General features: G+C 31.8%; 21 protein-coding genes. 20 read left to right on the top strand and 1 reads right to left on the bottom strand.

Annotation, left to right across the window (positions count from 1 at the left end; genetic code table 11):
- The first annotated feature begins 185 nt into the window (after positions 1-185).
- The 20 genes from JJE11_RS02985 to JJE11_RS02890 all read left to right on the top strand — a co-directional run bounded on the left by JJE11_RS02985 (position 186) and on the right by JJE11_RS02890 (position 18,123).
- Complete coding sequence (locus JJE11_RS02985; RefSeq protein ID WP_291632766.1) at positions 186-329, top strand: hypothetical protein; 144 nt, start codon at positions 186-188, stop codon at positions 327-329.
- 259 nt (positions 330-588) lie between these two features.
- A complete protein-coding gene (locus JJE11_RS02980) occupies positions 589-789 on the top strand; it encodes a hypothetical protein (protein ID WP_291632765.1) in 201 nt (66 codons plus the stop codon).
- 219 nt (positions 790-1,008) lie between these two features.
- A complete protein-coding gene (locus JJE11_RS02975) occupies positions 1,009-2,004 on the top strand; it encodes an asparaginase (protein WP_291632764.1) in 996 nt (331 codons plus the stop codon).
- 211 nt (positions 2,005-2,215) lie between these two features.
- Positions 2,216-3,370 carry an aminotransferase class I/II-fold pyridoxal phosphate-dependent enzyme gene (locus JJE11_RS02970; protein WP_291632763.1) on the top strand — a complete coding sequence of 385 codons (1,155 nt, stop codon included), beginning with the start codon at positions 2,216-2,218 and terminating at the stop codon, positions 3,368-3,370.
- Between the two features lie 225 nt (positions 3,371-3,595).
- Positions 3,596-4,474, top strand: a complete 879-nt coding sequence (locus JJE11_RS02965) for a YicC/YloC family endoribonuclease (RefSeq protein ID WP_291632762.1) — start codon at positions 3,596-3,598, stop codon at positions 4,472-4,474.
- A 14-nt stretch (positions 4,475-4,488) separates the two neighbouring features.
- Entirely contained in the window at positions 4,489-4,761 is a 273-nt protein-coding gene (gene remA / locus JJE11_RS02960) for an extracellular matrix/biofilm regulator RemA (RefSeq protein WP_291632761.1), read from the top strand.
- The gene (gene gmk / locus JJE11_RS02955; protein WP_291632760.1) at positions 4,761-5,372 is read left to right on the top strand and encodes a guanylate kinase; all 612 of its coding nucleotides are present in this window, start codon (positions 4,761-4,763) and stop codon (positions 5,370-5,372) included. The genes remA and gmk overlap by 1 nt, the downstream gene beginning before the upstream one ends.
- Positions 5,365-5,583: a DNA-directed RNA polymerase subunit omega gene (gene rpoZ, locus JJE11_RS02950; RefSeq protein WP_291632759.1), complete on the top strand. Its 219-nt coding sequence runs from the start codon at positions 5,365-5,367 to the stop codon at positions 5,581-5,583. Before gmk ends, rpoZ begins: the two co-directional genes overlap by 8 nt.
- 1 nt (position 5,584) lies before the next feature.
- Positions 5,585-6,775, top strand: coding sequence for a bifunctional phosphopantothenoylcysteine decarboxylase/phosphopantothenate--cysteine ligase CoaBC (gene coaBC, locus JJE11_RS02945; protein WP_291632758.1), 1,191 nt, complete (start codon positions 5,585-5,587; stop codon positions 6,773-6,775).
- A gap of 48 nt (positions 6,776-6,823) precedes the next feature.
- Positions 6,824-9,025 (top strand): primosomal protein N', encoded by a 2,202-nt coding sequence (priA, locus tag JJE11_RS02940; RefSeq protein ID WP_291632757.1) that lies wholly within the window; start codon positions 6,824-6,826, stop codon positions 9,023-9,025.
- 87 nt (positions 9,026-9,112) lie between these two features.
- Positions 9,113-9,565 (top strand): peptide deformylase, encoded by a 453-nt coding sequence (gene def, locus JJE11_RS02935; RefSeq protein WP_291632756.1) that lies wholly within the window; start codon positions 9,113-9,115, stop codon positions 9,563-9,565.
- 1 nt (position 9,566) lies between these two features.
- Positions 9,567-10,496: a methionyl-tRNA formyltransferase gene (gene fmt, locus JJE11_RS02930; RefSeq protein ID WP_291632755.1), complete on the top strand. Its 930-nt coding sequence runs from the start codon at positions 9,567-9,569 to the stop codon at positions 10,494-10,496.
- 26 nt (positions 10,497-10,522) lie between these two features.
- Entirely contained in the window at positions 10,523-11,851 is a 1,329-nt protein-coding gene (gene rsmB / locus JJE11_RS02925) for a 16S rRNA (cytosine(967)-C(5))-methyltransferase RsmB (protein WP_291632754.1), read from the top strand.
- 12 nt (positions 11,852-11,863) lie between these two features.
- On the top strand, positions 11,864-12,910 hold the full coding sequence (gene rlmN / locus JJE11_RS02920) for a 23S rRNA (adenine(2503)-C(2))-methyltransferase RlmN (RefSeq protein WP_291632753.1): 1,047 nt from the start codon (positions 11,864-11,866) through the stop codon (positions 12,908-12,910).
- A 2-nt stretch (positions 12,911-12,912) separates the two neighbouring features.
- Positions 12,913-13,659 carry a Stp1/IreP family PP2C-type Ser/Thr phosphatase gene (locus JJE11_RS02915; protein WP_291632752.1) on the top strand — a complete coding sequence of 249 codons (747 nt, stop codon included), beginning with the start codon at positions 12,913-12,915 and terminating at the stop codon, positions 13,657-13,659.
- A complete protein-coding gene (pknB, locus tag JJE11_RS02910) occupies positions 13,634-15,529 on the top strand; it encodes a Stk1 family PASTA domain-containing Ser/Thr kinase (RefSeq protein WP_291632751.1) in 1,896 nt (631 codons plus the stop codon). The genes JJE11_RS02915 and pknB overlap by 26 nt, the downstream gene beginning before the upstream one ends.
- Before the next feature lie 75 nt (positions 15,530-15,604).
- The gene (rsgA, locus tag JJE11_RS02905; protein ID WP_291632750.1) at positions 15,605-16,474 is read left to right on the top strand and encodes a ribosome small subunit-dependent GTPase A; all 870 of its coding nucleotides are present in this window, start codon (positions 15,605-15,607) and stop codon (positions 16,472-16,474) included.
- On the top strand, positions 16,471-17,121 hold the full coding sequence (gene rpe / locus JJE11_RS02900; protein WP_291632749.1) for a ribulose-phosphate 3-epimerase: 651 nt from the start codon (positions 16,471-16,473) through the stop codon (positions 17,119-17,121). The genes rsgA and rpe overlap by 4 nt, the downstream gene beginning before the upstream one ends.
- Before the next feature lies 1 nt (position 17,122).
- Complete coding sequence (locus JJE11_RS02895; protein WP_291632748.1) at positions 17,123-17,758, top strand: thiamine diphosphokinase; 636 nt, start codon at positions 17,123-17,125, stop codon at positions 17,756-17,758.
- 188 nt (positions 17,759-17,946) lie between these two features.
- Complete coding sequence (locus JJE11_RS02890; protein WP_291632747.1) at positions 17,947-18,123, top strand: hypothetical protein; 177 nt, start codon at positions 17,947-17,949, stop codon at positions 18,121-18,123.
- Between the two features lie 268 nt (positions 18,124-18,391).
- Here the strand turns inward: JJE11_RS02890 and JJE11_RS02885 are convergent.
- The coding region (locus JJE11_RS02885) for a L28 family ribosomal protein (RefSeq protein WP_291632767.1) at positions 18,392-18,522 on the bottom strand (131 nt) is incomplete at its 5' end.

Raw genomic sequence — 18,522 nt, 5'->3', positions numbered from 1 at the left:
TATAATTGTAAAATTTTATTAAAGAATAAAAAAAATTGTATTGAAGCCTTTGAAAATAAATTTTAATTTAGGTTGATAGGTATAATAAATGTTGCATAGAGAGAAAATAATAAAGTGTAATTAAAGGATTTAAAACAAATATATTATTTTCATGTACCTAATTTAATTTGAAGGGAGTTTTAAAAATGCCTGATCATCAACATGCTGGAGGGAGCAAAAATAGTAACATTAATGTTAAACGGGACAATATTAGTAAACCTAAGAAAAGTGAAGGCGATAAGAAAAGACCCTCTTTATATCAAAATTTTAATGGGAAAACACTTGATTAAAGAATAAAGCCAGGAGCTAGTATTGCATGGATAAAAAAATCAACTTCAAGAAAACAATGATTAAAGGAGGGGCAATAATATGCAAAAGGGCAAAAAGAGTGAAGTTAATAGTCAAGATGTTAACATTGGAACTAAAAGAACAGAGGCTAGCAATAAACATAAGCATGTTAAGAAAGAAAGTAAAAACTAAAGCAAATTTTCAGTACGAAAGTTTTATTTTAAAATTTATACCATATAGCCATAAAAGGAGCGTGATTTGATGGAAAAACAAGGAGATAACTTTATAAATGAAGGTTATAAGATAATGAAGTTTGAACGTGATATTGATAAGATTACTGGTCAAGAGATAGGGAAAATTGAACTAAAGGCCTTAGATGGCCATAGGCAGTATATAACATTAGATGATAATTGTGCGGATGAAATAGAAAGAAATTTATTTGAATATTTAAAAACCAAATAGTGAAGTACAGATGCAGCGACTTCATTAACAATTATGTGGCATAGATTAGTATATATTATAAGCCATATTAGGTGTATAGTAACAATGAGATAAATAAGATATACTTATAATTATAAGTATATCTTATTGTGCTTTATTACCATAATAATATTTTAATAAGGGATGAAAATAAATAAAATAGATTATTTATTTTAAATACAAATTTTAGGGGGAATTTAAATGAAAAAAGTTATAGTTATTTTTAATGGAGGGACAATCTCTATGTCGGTTGATCCAAGAATAAAGGCTGCAGTTCCAACTCTAAGTGGAGAAGAAGTAATGGCAATGGTTACAGGAATAGAAGACCATGCAGAAATAGAATCATATAATTTTTCGAATTTACCGGGACCTCATGTGACACCAGAGCTCATGATGGAATTATCTAAATATATACAAAGTTTCTTAGATAGGGAGGACATAAGTGGAGTTGTAGTGACTCATGGTACGGATTCACTTGAGGAAACAGCGTATCTACTACATCTAACTATTAATAATCCGAAGCCTGTAATTGTTACAGGGTCAATGAGGAATAGTTCTGAACTCGGGTATGATGGTCCAGCAAATTTATCAGCTTCCATTTGTACTGCTATATCAGAGGAAGCACGTAACAGGGGAGTGCTAGTATGCTTAAATGACGAACTTAATTGTGCTGGCGAGGTTACTAAATCACATTCAATGCATCTAAATACTTTTCAGAGTCCAGAGTTTGGACCAATAGGGATTATAGATAATAATGAGGCAATATTCTATAGAGATAGTTTGAAAAAAGAACATATAATAACAGATAAAATAGAAACTAGAGTAGATTTAATAAAAGCTTGTGCTGGAATGGATTCAAAATTAATTGATTTTTGTGTACAGCAGGGCACAAGAGGGATTGTTATTGAAGCTATGGGAAGAGGCAATATACCACCTAAAATGGCAGAAGGAGTGAAAAAAGCTATAGAAAAGGGAGTGGCAGTTGTTATGGTATCTAGATGTTTCAAAGGAAGGGTATTAGATTCTTATGGGTATCCAGGTGGTGGGAAAGAACTTAGAAATGCTGGAGTGATCTTTGGAGATAGCCTACCAGGACAAAAGGCTAGAATTAAACTTATGCTTGCACTTGCTAGTACAACAAATATAGAAGAAATTGAACGTATATTCGAGAGTGGACGGTACAAAAGCCGAATTTAAAAGGAAAATTAGTTTAAATATTCGTGATGACATTGAAGGTTATTTCTATTTTTGATATTATGTTTGTATAAAGGCAAAATATCCACTATGGTTTTATATTAAACTGTAGTGGGTTTGTTTTGTACTTTGAAGTACTTTAAATTTAAAGTATTGTAACAAAGTTAGTATCACTCGAATAACATAATACAAAAATTGTATAAAGGGTGATATTATGAAAATAAATAATAGACTATCTAATGTTTGCGAATATCATTTTAAAAAAATCAACGATATGAAAAATGAAGTGTTGCGCTCAGGCAAAAAAATTATTGACCTCAGTATAGGAGATCCAGATTTAGCAGTTCATCCAAAAATTACCGATGCATTAATAGAGGGATTAAAAGAGCCAGGATATAACAATTACCCGAGCTACGATGGGTTAATTGAACTTAAAAAAGCGGTTATAAAATACTATAGTCAAGTTTACAACGTATGTTTAAATTTGGACGAAGTAATAATTCTTATAGGCTCAAAAGAAGGTATAAGCAATATCATTCCAGCTGTATGTGATATTGGGGATTGTGTAATAGTACCTGAACCAGCATATCCAGTTTACAGCATTTGTTCAAAACTTTGGGGGTGTATACCTTATACTGTACCGTTAACACAAAAGAATGGATATATGCCAAATCTTAATGATATACCTGGTGAAATTGTCAGCAAATGCAAGCTGTTTTTTATAAATTATCCCAATAATCCAACAGGAGCATTAGCGAGCTCAGAATTCTATAAACGTGTTATAAAGTTTTCTTATGATAATAATATTGTTTTATGCAATGATTCAGCATATAATGAGATAATTAAGGTAGATAAAAAAGCCATTAGCCTTATGCAATACGATATACAAAGGCAATGCGTGGAGTTTGGTACGTTGTCTAAAACTTATAATATGACAGGATATAGAATAGGATATGCTGTAGGTAATGCAAAAGTAATAAATGCTCTTTTAAAAATAAAAAGTAATTGTGATTCTGGTCAATTCATTCCTGTGCAAAAGGCTGCCATCGCGGCTCTTAATTTAGAACGTGATTATGTCCAAAATGTAAGAAAAATATATGATGAAAGACGTGAAGCTTGCAAAAGTATTCTATTACAAAAAAATATCGATTTTTTTGATACGGAGGCTACTTTTTATTTGTGGTGCAGAACACCTAGAAACTATACAACTAATGAATTTTGCGAAGAATTATTGATTAATTATGGTATTTTAGTTACACCTGGGAATGTTTTTGGAAAACTTGGATATGATTATTTCCGTATAGCATTGACTAAAGATAAGCTTATTATTAAAGAAGCTTTAAAATCGCTAAAAAAATTTAATGATTAAATTATTATTGATATAATATTATTATTGGTATAATATAAATTATATAGGAAATATTTTATTATAAGTGTGAACTATTTTAAAAATACATTAAATGAAGTTTAATAGTATTTTTTTAGATAAAAAATCGTAATAAAAGTGAAAATTTATAATTTTAACTTGAAACTTAGGTAATAGTTTATGTATAATTGTAAGGGTTCACAATGAACATGGGAAGGATGCGTTATTATGATTAGGAGTATGACTGGGTTCGGGAGAGGAAGCTCTGAAAAAGATGGTAAAAGCTTTACCATTGAGATTAAAAGTGTTAATCATAGATATTTTGAGACTAATATAAGAATGCCTAGAGTTTTAATAGCTTTTGAGGATAAAATTAGAAAAATAATTGGTGAAAAAGTAAAAAGAGGAAAGCTTGATGTATTTGTAACTCAAGGCAATTATGATAAAGAAGATGTTGAGGCTTATTTGAATGAAAAATTAGCTGAAAGTTATCTGAAATGTTTTAGAACATTAAAAGATAAATATGATCTAGATGGCGAAATATCAGTCTCTCAGATAGCTAGATTACCGGAGGTAGTGACTCTTAAACAAAAGGAAGAAGATGTTTCAGAAACCTTTGAGCAGATAGAGCAATCACTAACCAAAGCGCTTGAAGCTCTACTTTTTATGAGAGAAAGAGAAGGCGAAAAATTACTAAAGGATGTTATAAATAAATGTGATTTAATCAATGGTTTAGCTCAGAAGATTGAGGAAAGAGCACCGTTTATAGTTTGTGAGTATAAGGAGAAACTATCTCAAAGGTTAAATACGCTGCATAAGGAAGTTGAATTTGATGAAAACAGAGTTGCCATGGAAGTTGCAATCTTTGCTGATAAAGCTGGAATTGACGAAGAAATTGTAAGATTAAATAGTCATATAGAGCAAATGAAGGAAACACTAATAATGGACGAACCAATTGGTAGAAAACTTGATTTTATTATTCAAGAAATGAATAGAGAAACTAACACTATAGCTTCAAAAGCGAATGATTTAGAAATTTTAAATACGGTAATTAACATGAAAAGCGAAATAGAGAAAATTAGAGAACAAATACAAAACATAGAGTAAACAGGAGGTACACGATGAGTATAAAATTGATAAACATAGGTTTTGGGAACATTGTTTCAGCAAATAGATTAGTAGCTATAGTCAGCCCAGAATCAGCTCCAATTAAAAGAATAATTCAGGAAGCAAGAGATAGAGGTATGCTAATTGATGCTACTTATGGAAGAAGAACTAGAGCAGTTATCATCACTGATAGTGACCATGTTATTCTATCAGCGGTTCAACCTGAAACTGTTGCGCATAGGCTATCTGTTAAAGATGAGGAACATACAGACGAGGTTGAGGATTAATGGTGTGCAAAGGACAGTTGATTGTTATTTCAGGACCTTCTGGTGCTGGTAAAGGGACTGTTTGCAATGCGCTTCTTGAAAAAAATGATTTTTGGGTTTCGGTCTCTGCAACTACAAGAAGTCCAAGAAATGCTGAAACAGAAGGAATTAACTACTTTTTTATAACTAAAGAGGAATTCCTAGAAAGAATTGAATCAGAAGATTTTCTTGAATACGCAGAAGTTTATGGAAACTATTATGGTACACCTAAATCTGAAGTTCTAAAGGTTTTAGATGGGGGACGCGATGTAATACTCGAAATAGATATTCAAGGGGCTCTGAAGGTGAAAATGGCTTATCCAAACGGCTTATTTATTTTTATTCTTCCACCATCTATGGAAGAATTGAAAAATAGAATTACAAATAGGGGCAGTGAAACTCCAGAGTCCTTAATTACTAGATTTACATCTGCTCATAAAGAAATTAGTTTTGCATCAAAATATGATTATGCAGTTGTAAACGACACAGTGGATAATGCTTGTGAAAAAATTCAAAGCATTATAACGGCAGAAAAATGTAGAGTTGATAGAATGAATGGAGATTTTCTAAAGGAGGAAATTAGTAATGAATAATTCAATGATTAATCCATCAATAGTAAATTTATTAGAAAAAGTTGACAATAGGTATTCGTTAGTTGTAGCAACATCAAAAAGAGCAAGACAAATAATAGAAGGTCAAAGCCCACTTGTAAATGTGGATTCTACGAAACCTGTTACTATAGCAATACATGAAATTTATGAAGGAGCTATTGTAGCTATTACAACAAAAGAAGGAATAAAATAGTATGGAAAATAAAAGGACAGTGGTTATTGGCGTCTCAGGTGGAATAGCAGCATATAAAGCTTTAGATGTTATTAGTAGATTAAAAAAAGAAAATGTTTGCGTGCATGTTATCATGACTAAATCAGCTATGGAATTTGTAAATCCCATAAGTTTTCAATCTCTTAGTCAAAATACAGTTATTCATGATATGTTTGAAGAGACTAAAGCATGGGAAGTGCAACATATATCTCTAGCTAAAAAGGCGGATTTGTTTGTTGTGGTTCCAGCAACTGCAAATATAATTGGTAAAGTTGCTAATGGTATTGCTGACGATATGATTACTACTACTATTATGGCGACAAATGCACCAGTTATTTTTGCTCCTGCAATGAATGTTAATATGTACAATAATCCAATAGTACAAGAAAATATTCAAAAGCTTAAGACTTTTGGGTATGATTTCATTTCTCCCACTACAGGCAGACTCGCCTGCGGTGACATAGGAGAAGGAAAATTGGCACAAACAGAAGATATCTTCGAAATAATTATGAGTAATTTGTATCCTATAAAAGATATGCTGGGAACTAAGGTTTTAGTCACGGCTGGGCCTACAATTGCACCTATTGACCCAGTAAGATTTATAACAAATAGGTCTTCAGGCAAAATGGGCTATGCAATTGCGAGAGAAGCTAGAGATAGAGGGGCAGTTGTAACTTTAATATCTGGGCCAAGCAATGAAAAAATACCTTTTGGCGTAAGTTTCATAAGGATAAATACTAATGAAGAGATGATGGCAACTGTTTTAAATAATTATGAAGATAGTGATATAGTTATAAAAGCGGCGGCTGTGGCTGACTTTAAGCCTAAAGTATATTGTAACAGTAAAATCAAGAAAAGTGAAAATGGATTAAATTTAGAACTTGTTCGCGATAAGGACATTTTAAAAGAATTAGGATTACATAAAAAGAAGCAAATATTAGTAGGTTTTGCTGCTGAAAGTAATGATTTACTCGAAAATGCAAAAGCAAAGCTACTTCGGAAAAATTTAGATTACATAGTTGCCAATGATATAACAAAAGCAGACGTTGGGTTTGGAACAGAAGATAATAAGGTAATTATTTTAAGCAAGGATAGTAGTCCGATAGCATTAGATAAGATGACAAAAAAACAAGTCGCTAGGGAATTGTTTACTTTAATTAATAAAAAGCGCTAATGCGCTTTTTATTAATTAAAGAAAATTTAAAATTAAAAGGGTGATTAGGTGTATCAGTATGCTGGGGTTGTGGTGAATAATGATTCAGTTCAAGTGGATAAAGTGTTCACATATAAAATACCTGTTAGTTTAATAGGTAAAGTCTGTTTAGGATTTAGAGTTAAAGTGCCTTTTGGCAAGGGAAACAAGGCATTAGATGCTTTTGTACTTGAATTGTATGAGCAATGTGGTAATGTGAATAATATTAAGGATATCACAAGTATTTGTGATGAAATGCCATTACTTAAAATAACAGATATTGAGCTAATAAAGATTATGAAAAAAAAATATCTATGTACATATTTAGAGTGCATAAAAGTTATTATTCCAAGAGGCATAACAAAAGGTGTAAGATACAAGACTGCACAGGTATTAACAGTATGCAAGAAATTAGAAGGCAAATTTTTAAATGAACCATATAAAAACATTTATGAACTTATACAATTAAATAATATGAAGTACAACAAGAACGAATTTAGTAAAACTTTCAATCAATCACTGTCATCAATTAATACGATGATTAAATATGGATTCTTAACCACCGAAGAGGTTATAATTAATAGGTATAATGAAAAAATCTATTCTAGGTATGAAGAAAGAATACTAAATGAGAAACAGCAACAATCAGTTGATTTTATAATTAATTCTAAGCATAAAAAATTTTTAATTCATGGAGTTACAGGTAGTGGAAAGACTGAGATATATATGAATTTGGTTAACTATATGTTAAAAGAGAACAAGCAATCTATAATACTTATACCGGAAATCTCGTTAACCCCTCAAATGGTTGAAAGGTTCAAAGGTAGATTTGGACGTGATATTGCAGTTTTTAACAGCAGACTGTCGGATGGGGAACGATATGACGAATGGATGAGAGTGAAGTTTGGAAATGTTAAGATTGCTATTGGGGCAAGGTCAGCTATATTTTTACCTTTTAAAAACTTAGGATTAATTGTTATAGATGAGGAACATGAAGGAAGTTATAAATCTGACAGTGATCCCAAATTTGATGCCAGGGAAATAGCTTATATGAAATGTGAACTAGAAAATTGCAAATTATTACTTGGTTCAGCTACACCATCTATCGAAAGTTATTATAGAGCTTCAATAAAGGAATTAGAATTGATTACTATTAATGATAGAGCAGATGGAGCGGCCATGCCCAAAGTGGAAATAGTTGACATGCGTGAAGAACTTATGAATAATAATCGTTCAATATTTAGTAAGTCACTACACGAGGGTATTATTGAAGCTTTAAGTAAAAATGAGCAGGTGATATTATTTTTAAATAGAAGAGGTTTTTCAACTTTCGTGTCCTGTAGAAAATGTGGGTATGTTTTTAAGTGTAAAAAATGTGATATTTCATTAACCTATCACAATGCAGGTGAATATTTAACTTGTCATTACTGTGGCGAGAAAGAGAGAATTAGTAAAACTTGCCCTAGCTGTGGAAGCAGTTATGTAAAATATTTTGGAGTTGGAACAGAAAAGATTGAACAAGAAATTAACAGAATTTTCCCAAGTGCAAAAACTTTAAGAATGGATTTTGATACAACTCGGAAAAAAAATTCTTATGAATATATATATAATACGTTTAAGAACAAACAGGCAGATATTTTGATTGGAACTCAAATGGTCGCTAAAGGATTAGATTTTGAAAATGTTACTTTAGTAGGAGTTATAGCAGCAGATTTATCATTAAATTTACCCGATTATAGAGCTTTTGAGCGGACATTTCAACTACTCACTCAAGTATCTGGAAGATCGGGTAGGGGAAGTAAAGAAGGTAAAGTAGTTATTCAAACATATAGTGCAGAAAATTTAACTATACAATATGCAGCGGATAATGATTATGACAGTTTCTATAAAAATGAAATTATGATGAGAGAGACAATGAACTATCCACCGTTCACAAGTATCCTAGTAATAACTATGAGTTCTGAGGAAGAAAATTTGTTAATAAAAAATATACAAAATGTTAGCATAAATTTAAAATATGAGATTAAAAATAATGATAAAATTACATTATTAGGTCCATGCCCTTGTGGAATTTCTAAAATTAAAAATTTCTATAGATGGCAAATTATAATTAAAGGGAATATTAAACAAGACACTGCGCAGAAAATAAAAAATTTAGTTTATGAATCAGTTAAAAAAGTTTATAGTAGTATTCGGGTTAGCATAGATATTAATCCGAGTAATATGATTTAACAGCACTTTCAGTGATGGTTCAACGGCACTTTCAGTGATGGTTTAACAGCACTTTCAGTGATGGTTAATGATAAGGAGGGTTAATACATGGCAATAAGAACAATAAGAAAATATGGTGACGACATTTTAAGGAAAAAATGCAGAGTGGTGGATGAAATTAACGATAGGGTTTTATTGTTAATTAAAGATATGAAAGAAACTATGTATATTTCTAAGGGGCTAGGTCTTGCTGCACCACAGGTGGGAATTTTAAAAAGAATAGTAGTTATTGATGTTGGGGATGGACCTATGGCAATTATTAATCCATCGATAGTAGAAAGGCATGGTTCAAATATATCTAATGAGGGTTGTTTAAGTATGCCAGGGGTACAAAAAAATGTGGAGAGACCTCAGAAAGTAACGGTGAAGGCATTAAGCGAAGCTGGAGAAGAGATAGTAATCTATGGCGAGGATCTTCTTGCAAGAGCACTCTGCCATGAAATTGATCATTTAGAGGGTATATTGTTTGTAGACAAAGCTGTCGAAGATGAGGGGAAATAATATGAAGATAATTTTTATGGGTACACCAGAATTTTCGGTACCGTCCCTTCAAAAACTTATAAATGAATTTGAGGTTTCTGCAGTTTTTACTCAGCCGGATAGACCAAAGGGAAGAGGGAAAAAATTAGCTATGTCATCAGTTAAACAATTAGCTGTCTCCTATAATATACCGGTATATCAGCCTTTAAAACTTAGAAATAATGAGGAAATGTTAGAAATAATTAAAAACTTAAAACCGGATTTTATTGTGGTAGTAGCTTTTGGTCAAATACTTCCAAAGGAGATATTAGATATACCCAAATATGGATGCATAAATCTACATGCGTCATTACTACCCAAATATAGAGGTGCAGCTCCTATAAATTGGTGTATAATTGATGGTGAATGTAAAAGTGGAAATACTACAATGCTTATGGATGTTGGTCTTGATACAGGGGACATACTTTTAACAGAGAAAATGGAGCTTACGGATACTATTACAGCCGGGGAACTGCATGATATTCTTAGCAGTAGTGGCGGAGAACTTTTAGTTGAAACAATAAATGGTATAGTAAATAACGAGATAGAGCCTGTTAAGCAAGGAAATGAGGTTACTTCGTATGCTTCTATGCTAGGCAAAGAAATGGCTGTGATAAATTGGGAGCAAAGTAATGTTAATATCCATAATTTCATAAGAGGATTAAATCCATGGCCAATTGCATATACTCATTATGAGGATACGGTAATGAAAATATATAAGTCAAAGGTAATTAACGAAGTATCAAATGAAAAGTTTGGAAGTATTATAGAGGTTTCAAAAGAAGGATTAAAGATATCAACTGGTAATGGCGTTTTACTTATTGAAGAGATACAGTTTCCAGGTAAAAAACCACTAAAAGTTAAAGACTATATAATAGGAAATAAGATAGACGAAGGTGTAATACTTAAATAAATCAAATAGAAAATTGGGGTAACAGAATGAATAATAGTAGACTCGTTGCAATTGTAGTTATAGAAAAAGTAATAAATGAAAACGCTTATTCTAATATAGTTTTAGGCCTGGAACTTAATAAATCTGATTTAAATGATAAAGATAAAGCACTAGTTACAGAAATAGTTTATGGTACTTTAAAATATAAATATACTATAGATAAAATATTGAGTAGATTTATAAAAAAAGGCTTCGAATCGGTAGATAGTTTTGTTTTAAACATATTAAGAATATCGGTTTATCAAATTAGGTTTTTAGATAAAATACCCAGCTTTGCTGTGGTTAATGAGGCTGTAAACTTAACAAAAAAGATGAGTAATGTAGGAGCAGCACAACTTGTTAATGGAGTACTTAGAAACTATCTAAGAGACGACAATGCACCGTACTATAATGAAAAAAACGATATTGAAAGATTATGTTTTGAGTATTCATTCACTAAGGCTTTGGTTAAGCTCTTTATAAAGCAATATGGACCGTTGCAAGCTGAAGAAATTCTTAAAGGATTAAATTATAAACCTGATGTTACAGTTAGAGTTAATACTTTAAAATTAACTTATGAGGAAATATGGGAAAAACTTATAGAAAATGGGTATAATATAGAAAAAGGCTACGCGTGTTCTGATGCAATACGAATTATTAGAGGGAAAAACATAGAGAATAACCTTTTATTTAATGAAGGATACATAACAGTCCAGGATGAATCCGCAATGCTTACAGCGCTGTCGCTATCCCTTTTGCCAAATCTAGAAGTATTAGATCTTTGTAGTGCACCAGGCGGAAAGACAACACACATTGCAGAAATTATGAGAAACACAGGACATATTTTTGCTTTTGATTTACATGAAAATAAGTTATCATTAATAAAACAAAATTTAAATAGAATAGGAATTGTAAATACAACTTGTGATGTTATGGACGCTACAATTTATGATCCAAGTTTACTTCAATCTGCAGATAGGGTACTTATTGATGTACCTTGCTCTGGTCTTGGAATTATTAGAAAAAAACCTGAGATAAAGTGGAGTAAGCATATAAAAGACATAGAAAATATAATTCAAACACAAAGGAATATAATGGAGAATGCCTCTAAATACATAAAAAAAGGGGGAGTACTTGTATACTCTACATGCACCCTCAATAAAGAAGAAAATGAAGGCAATGTTGATTGGTTTATAGAAAATCATCCAGAGTTTAAGATTCAACCTGTATTTTATGGTAAAATAGGGAATATAAATTATAGTGACGTTGGTTATGCTACTATATTACCAAATGAATACATGGATGGTTTTTTTATAGCCAAAATTATAAAGTCATAGTAGGGGTATAAAATGAAAAATATATTAGATCTTAATTTAGAAGAGCTTAAAAAATGGATGAAAAGTAATGGGGAAAGTGAATTTAGAGCTAAACAGGTAACAGATTGGATTTATAAGGATATTTGGGAATTTAAAAATATGAATAATATTCCACTCAGTATAAAAGAAAAGTTACAAAATAATTTTTACATAGGAATCCCTGAGCTTATAGAGGAATATAGTTCAAAACTAAACGATACAAGGAAATATTTATTTGCTTTAAATGATGGTAATTTAATTGAATGTGTTGTTATGAAGTATAAACATGGAAATTCTATATGTATATCCACTCAAGTAGGATGCCGGATGGGATGTACATTTTGTGCATCTACAATTGGAGGGATGATTAGAAATCTAACACCAGGAGAGATGTTGTCTCAAATAATGAAATCTCAGCATTTAATTAACGAACGAATTTCTAATGTTGTACTAATGGGAAGTGGCGAACCCTTTGACAATTTTGAAAATGTATTGAAGTTTCTTGAAATTGTGAATTCTGGCAATGGGCTAAATATTGGTCAAAGACATATAACTATTTCTACCTGTGGCATTGTACCAAAAATTATAGAGTTTGCTGATATAAATATTCAAACCACACTTGCTATTTCACTTCACGCACCTACGGATGAAATCAGAATTAAGAGTATGCCAATTGCAAATAAGTATTCTATTGCAGAAATTATTGATGCATCTAAATACTATATAAATAAAACTAACAGAAGAATAACCTTTGAATATGCTCTTGTAAAGGATCTTAATGATAGTATACAAGATGCACAAAAATTAAGTGAGTTATTAAAGGGCATGTTATGTCATGTTAATTTAATTCCGGTTAATGAGATAAAAGAGAATGAATTAAAAAGATCTTCAAATAACGATGTTGCTGAATTTAAGAAGGTGCTTGAAACTAATAATATTCAGACAACGATAAGACGTGAAATGGGACTTGATATTAATGCGGCATGTGGTCAACTTCGGAGAAGCTACATTAAAGTGAAGAACTTAAATGAGGGGGTGTAACAATGCTGGGTGTTTTATCTGATGTCGGAAATGTTAGAAAAATAAATGAAGATTCTGTAGGTTATTTTGAAGGAAATTATTTTGACATTTATGCCGTAGCAGATGGCATGGGAGGTCACAATGCAGGTGAGGTTGCAAGTGAACTGGCTATTAAGGTTATAATAGAATATGCAAAGAATAATAATCAAGATATAGATTTAAAAGAAGTGCTTTCAAGTGGAATAAAATGTGCAAACAAGGAAATTTATGATATGGCAAGCCGAAGTGATTCCCTTAAAGGTATGGGTACGACTATAACAATTTGTTTGAAAAAACAAAATGAAATGGTTGTTGCAAATGTAGGTGATAGTAGTTGTTTCATTATTGATAATAAAAGAAAATTATCGAAAGTTACAAGAGACCATTCTCTAGTGCAACAGCTTTTAGATAATGGAACTATAACTGAAGAAAAAGCTAGGAATCATCCAAATAAGAATATTATTACAAGGGCACTTGGAACAAATGAGATTGTAGAAGTTGATTTATTTGATGTTGATTTGACTAATGTAATCAAAGTGATTTTATGCACAGATGGCCTTACTAATGATGTGACTTATTCTGAAATGTATGATATTATTATGGAAAACGACAATGATACTAGCTGCAAAATGTTAATAGATTTAAGCAAGTCTAAGGGTGGACGCGATAACATATCGGTTATCGTATTTGAAGGAGAGTGCAGAGATGATAGGAACCATATTAGGGAGTAGATATGAACTCCTAGAAAAAATTGGAGAGGGTGGAATGGCAATAGTTTATAAAGCTAAATGTCGTTTGCTCAATCGTTATGTTGCTGTAAAAATATTAAAGGAAGAATTCTCAAATAATATAGATTTTATGGAAAAATTTAAAAAAGAAGCACTATCTGTCGCTAGCCTTTCATCAAATAATATAGTTAATATTTATGATGTTGGACAAGAGAGAGATATTAATTATATTGTAATGGAATATATAAAAGGGAAAACGCTAAAAGAAATTATAATTGAAAATGGTAGCATGAATAATAAGCAGGTAATAGACTATGGCATGCAAATTGCGAAAGCACTTGAGTGTGCTCATAAGAATAACATTATACATAGAGATATAAAACCTCATAATATTTTAATAACTGAAGATGGAACGGTTAAAGTTACAGATTTCGGTATTGCAAAAGCTGCCAGTTCTGTAACTTTAACTAATACTAGCACAGTAATGGGATCAGCTCATTATTTTTCACCAGAACAAGCTAAAGCAAGTTTTGTAGATTGTAGAACAGATATTTACTCTTTTGGAATAGTGCTTTATGAGATGTCTACAGGAAGAGTGCCTTATGATGCGGAAAGCCCCGTTTCGGTAGCCTTAAAACATATACAGGAACCAGTTGTGCCACCTAAGCAGATAAATGGGAATATTCCTGAAAATTTGAATAAACTAATATTAAAAGCTATAGAGAAAGAACCCATAAAGAGATACCAAACTGCAAAAGATATGTTCATAGATCTGCAGAAGATACAAAATAATAGTTCCTATACTATTGCAGCAAATGGCATGGATAATGATTACACTAGAGTTATGGCCCCTGTAAATGTAGCTGACTATGAAGAAGAATCCACCAAAAATGTAACGAATAAAGTTGATAAGAAAAATAAAACTAAGATAATAGTTTCTGTTGCAATAATTTTATTTATTGTTCTAGCGAGTGTTTTAGGACTTATGTATAAAAACTATCTGGCGGCCAGTAAAGTAAATACTGCAGATAAAATATTGGTGCCGCAAATCGTAGGTCTTGATAAGAGTGCGGCAGACGAGTTACTTGTGGCAGAAAATTTAAAAATGTATGTAGCTGACGAACAAAATAGCGACCAACCTAAAGGTACGGTGATAGCTTGCTCTCCTATTGAAGGAACAGAAGTTCTAGCTGATAGCGAAGTAAGAGTTTATGTTAGTAAAGGGGAAGAGGGTTTCAAAGTTCGCTCTGTTAAAGGGATTGATAAAAGTTCGGCTAATGCTATTATCCTGTCAGCTGGGCTGGTGCTTGGTAGTGTTACATCTGAATTCAATGATTCCGTTGCGAGTGGTATAGTAATAAGTCAAGATCCTACTGGAGGTAGCTTAGTTCAAAAAGGTGATAAAGTAAATTTAGTAATAAGTAAGGGACCAGAGGTTAAGCTAGCAAAGGTTCCAGATTTATTTCAGCGATCGGTAAATGAAGCGGAAGGATTATTGCTAAGTAGAAATTTGAAATTAGGTAATAAAAAAGTAGTAACAACTGATGATAAGTCACAGGATGGTAAAGTTTTTGATCAAAGTATTCCTGCAAATACGAACGTTGAGGAAGGCAGTTCTGTAGGTATTAGTCTTTATGAATATAAAGAAGCTGTAATAGAACAATTTGAGGTTCCAGACTTTAAAGAAAAAACAGTTAAAGATGCAAAAAATTTAGCTCAGCAAAAAGATATTACTATAATAGTTAGTGGCAATGATGAGGATATCATTGAATCGCAAGATAAAGAACCAGGTACTATGGCAAATGTTGGAGACCCTATAACTTTAACAGTAAAGGTTGTAGTACCACCAGTAGTACCTCCAACTGCTCAATAAAAATAAAAAATTATAAGCTATGCATGTAAAATATAGATAAATAATATTAAATAAAAGATAAATGATGGAGGATATATGCAAGGAGTAATCATTAAAGGTATAGGTGGATTATATTTTGTAAAAGCCCAAGGTAAGGTTATAGAATGCAAGGCTAGAGGGAAGTTCAGGTATGCTGGCCTTTCCCCTGTTATTGGTGACAGAGTAGAAATAATGCTTGAAACAGATGAAAGCAAAGGCGTAATTGAAAAGATTTTTACAAGAGATACAGAGATGATACGGCCAGTTGTGGCTAATGTTACTCAAGCTTTTGTAGTTTTTGCGTTTAAACAACCTGATTTAAATATGGATCTCCTCAATAAATTTCTAGTGCTTTGTGAACATTACAGGTTAAAGATAGTTCTTTGCTTAAATAAGTTGGATTTAGTTGAGAAAGTTGATGAGGAGCTTATAAATGAACTAAAAAGTGTGGGTTGTGATATAGTATTTTTAAAGGCAAAAGAGGGCGACGGTCTTTGCGAACTTAAGACAAAAATAAAAAATAATATAAGTGTTTTCTGTGGACCATCTGGAGTTGGAAAGTCAACTATACTAAATAGCTTAGTCGGAAGAGAAGCTATGATAACCGGAGATATAAGTAAAAAATCTCAAAAGGGTAAACACACTACAAGGCACAGTGAACTTATCGAATATGAAGAGGGATTTTTGCTAGACACTCCAGGATTTTCAGCGTTAAGTTTAGATTTTATAGAGAAAGAACAATTACAATATTGTTTCCCAGAATTTGAAGAACATAGATGTGAATGTAGGTTTTCTAATTGCATGCATTACAAAGAACCTAACTGTAGAGTTAAGGAAGCGGTAGAAGCCAATGAAATTTACACCGATAGATATAAATTTTATATAAAAACATTAGAAGAAATTATTACTAGGGGGAATAAAAGATGATAAAAATAGCACCATCTATATTGTCAGCGGATTTTTCAAGACTCGGGGAACATATTCTGCAGTTGGATTCTTATGGTGCTGATATGATTCATATTGATGTAATGGATGGTATGTTCGTACCTAACATTTCATTTGGTATCCCAGTAATTAAGAGTATTAGAAAACTAACAAAATTGCCATTTGATGTACATCTTATGATAGATGAACCGTCTAGATATATAGAAGATTTTGCAAAAGCGGGAGCTGACATTATAACTGTTCATTATGAAACCGATAGACATATTGATAGAACTATTAATTACATAAAAAGTTTTGGTATTAAAGCTGGGATTGCATTAAATCCTGCTACGCCTGTAGACTGTATTAAATATTTAATAAGTAATCTTGATATGGTACTTATTATGTCGGTAAACCCTGGATTTGGTGGTCAGAAGTATATTAAGTATTGCTCAGATAAAATTAAAGAAGTTAGAGCTCTAGCGGATAAATATAATACAGATATTATGATTCAAGTAGATGGTGGCATTGATGGAACCAATATTGGAGAAGTTGTGAGTAGTGGCGCTAATGTAATTGTCGCTGGGTCAGCTATATTTAAAAACGATGAAATTGAGAAAAACATAAAAGTTTTAAGAGCTGGTATTTAGCATGAAAGTCATAATAATATCGGGAGGGAAACCACCCTCTAAAGAATTACTTATAAAGGAGATTATGGCGAATACATTTTTAATTGGTGCAGATAGCGGCGCTAATTGCCTATATGATTATAATATAAAGCCTAATTTACTTGTGGGGGACTTTGACTCCATTGATAAAAAGGTATTAGAGTATTTTAAAAAGAACAATTGTATCATAGATATTTATCCTGAAGAAAAGGATTTTACTGATACTGAAATAGCAGTTGAAAAGGCTCTCTGCATGAAGCCAAAAGAAATAGTATTCTTAGGGTGCACTGGAAGTAGAGTTGATCATTTGCTTGGGAATATTGGAATGCTGAAAATTTGCTTAGAAAATGGCATTAAGGCCTGCATAAAGGATGAAAACAACAATATTAGGTTGATTGATGCCGGGACTACGTTAAAGGGCACTGTGGGTGATACATTCTCAGTACAATCTTATGGTGATGAAATAATTGGATTAACCATTGAGGGGGCAAAATATCCTTTAAATGATTACAATCTGAAAGTTGGACAGAGTATAACTATCTCAAATGAGTTTGCAGCACCTCTGGTTCAACTTAAATTTAAAGCTGGAACTCTGATGATAATATTATCATCAGATTAATATGTAAGGGACATTCAAGTAAATATCTGTCGCATCTTTGACTTGTTATTTGTTTTCATGCCCCTAAGACACCGAAAAACTATTTATTTATTGATTATCTCAATAAATAAATAGTTTTTTTATTTTTGCAACATTAGTGACAGTAAATCATATAATAATATTGGAACACTTTGGGAGGGGAATAACTTATGAGAAGATGGTATAAGCGCTTTAAATGCTTTAATCAGGTTGGTGTAATCATTGCATGTATAGGATTAGGAATTATATTAGTAGTAGTAGCTCCGTTTTGGTTATGGTTAATTGTTGCGGGAGGAGCAATTGTTTATTGTGGATTTACTATAATGAATCTTAATCATCATTGTTAGTGAGTGATATTTCATGTTGGGGAGGTAAGAGAAATGAAAATTATGGCTATTAAATTACCTAGATTTATGTCTCGAATAATTAGATTTTTTTTAAGAAAATAACATAGAAAAGCATATATTATGATTTAATGTAATATTTTATATTTATAAGTAAGCACATTAAAATAAGAAATGCATCACCTATAGTTGCATTCAAATAAAAAATGCAGCTAACTTAGCTGCATTTAAACAAAAATGCAGCTGGGATAGCTGCATTTCTATTTCTTAATTATATAGCACGTTGTACTTTACCTGAACGAAGACATCTAGTACATACATGTATAGATTTAGGCGTTCCGCTAACTATAGCTTTAACTTTTTGAATATTTGGAGCCCATTTTCTCTTTGATTCACGGTGTG

This window comes from Clostridium sp. (genome assembly GCF_016650095.1).
GTDB lineage: Bacteria > Bacillota > Clostridia > Clostridiales > Clostridiaceae > Clostridium_AD.
The sequence above is the reverse complement of the archived record's forward strand: the minus strand, read 5'-3'. Positions and strand labels throughout refer to the sequence as shown.